Origin of the sequence: Phenylobacterium sp. (assembly GCF_031412415.1) — a bacterium.
Classification (GTDB): domain Bacteria; phylum Pseudomonadota; class Alphaproteobacteria; order Caulobacterales; family Caulobacteraceae; genus Phenylobacterium.
On record NZ_JANOCX010000107.1, the window covers coordinates 1 to 1,650 of the forward strand.

The 1,650-nt window shown below is 67.4% G+C and carries 1 protein-coding gene; it reads right to left on the reverse strand.

Annotated features, from left to right (window positions below; translation table 11 throughout):
• Positions 1-1,650 (reverse strand): NAD-glutamate dehydrogenase domain-containing protein (locus tag RMO04_RS05535; RefSeq protein ID WP_309643794.1); only part of this gene is annotated, 1,650 nt, incomplete at both ends.

Consider the following 1,650-nt stretch of genomic DNA (forward strand, 5'->3'; position numbering starts at 1 on the left):
AGATGTCGCGGTGGTCAAAGGCGGCGATCACCTGGGTGGCCTTGGACAACAGCATCCCGTTGCCGAAAACATCGCCCGACATGTCGCCGACGCCGACGACGGTAAAGGGTTCGGTCTGGATGTCCTTGCCCGCCTCGCGGAAGTGGCGCTTGACCGCCTCCCAGGCGCCGCGGGCGGTGATGCCCATGACCTTGTGGTCGTAGCCGACCGATCCCCCTGACGCGAACGCGTCGCCCAGCCAGAAGCCGTAGGAGATGGCGATGCCGTTGGCGATGTCGCTGAAGGTGGCGGTTCCCTTGTCGGCGGCGACGACGAGGTAGGGATCGTCGCCCTCATGGGCGATGACGCCGGCCGGGCGGACAACCTCGTTGTTCGCATCGATGTTGTCGGTGATGTCGAGCAGGCCGGAGAGGAAGGTCTTGTAGGCGCGGATGGCCTCGGCCTGCTGGGCGTCGCGGTCCCCGCCGGCGCGGACGATGGCCGCCAGACCTTTCGGGAAGAAGCCCCCCTTGGAGCCGACCGGCACGATGACGGCGTTCTTGACTTGCTGGGCCTTCACAAGACCGAGAACCTCGGTGCGGAAATCGTCGCGGCGGTCGGACCAGCGCAGGCCGCCGCGCGCCACCGGACCGAAGCGCAGGTGGACGCCCTCGATATGCGGCGCCCAGACGAAGATTTCGCGGAATGGCTTGGGCAGGGGCAGATCGGCCAGTTCGCGCGAGGCGATCTTGATCGAGATATGCGCCTTGTGTGCGCCGTCGGCGCCCATCTGGTAATAGTTGGTCCGCTTGATCGCCTGAACCAGCAAAACCATCCGGCGCAGGGCGCGGTCGTGGTCGAGGCTCTTCACGTCCTGCAGCAGATCGTTGATCCTGGCGACCAGCGTGCCGACCTCCGTCTCCCGGCTCGCCGCGTCGCCGCCTGCCGCCGGGTCGAATTTCGCCGCGAACAGGGCCAGCAGGGCGCGCGCCACGGCCGGATAGTCGCGCAGCGCCTCTTCCTGAACCGCCTGGCTGGGATCGAGACCGGTCTGCTGGCGATAGCGGGCGAGGGTGCGCACCAGCGCCGCCTCGCGCCAGTTGACGCCCAGTTCCAGCACCAGCCGGTTGAAACCGTCGCTTTCGGTCCGTCCGGTCCAGACCGCCGAAAAGGCCGCCTCAAACGGGCCCTTCACATCGGAGAATCGCAGGTCGTCGCCGCGCGGGTCCTCCATGAGGAACTCATGGACATGGATTTCAGGCTCGTCCGACGGACGCAGGGCGTGGCCCCATTCCTCAAGCGTCTTCAGCCCCATGTCTGCGAGAATCGGCAGCACGTCGGACAGCGGCACCGCCGCGCCCCTACGATAGAGCTTGAAGCGGAAGTTCAGCGACCCTTCGCCGTCGGTGCGGAAGGCGCGAACCGCCACCGGTTCGCCGCCGTCGTTCAGTCCACTGTCGTTCAACGACTCGACGGCCTGAAGGTCCCGCACCGCCTCGGTGGCGTCATAGCGGGCGCGATAGCCAACGCCGAACGCCTCGGCCCATTTGGCGCTGAGCGGTCCGACGGCGACGTCGTCGACGTCCGCATTTCGCAGGGCGCTCTCGAACCGGTCGATCCAGCTGCGCCCGGCTTCGGCGATCTCGGCGTCGAGCGCGGTCTGATCCGGGC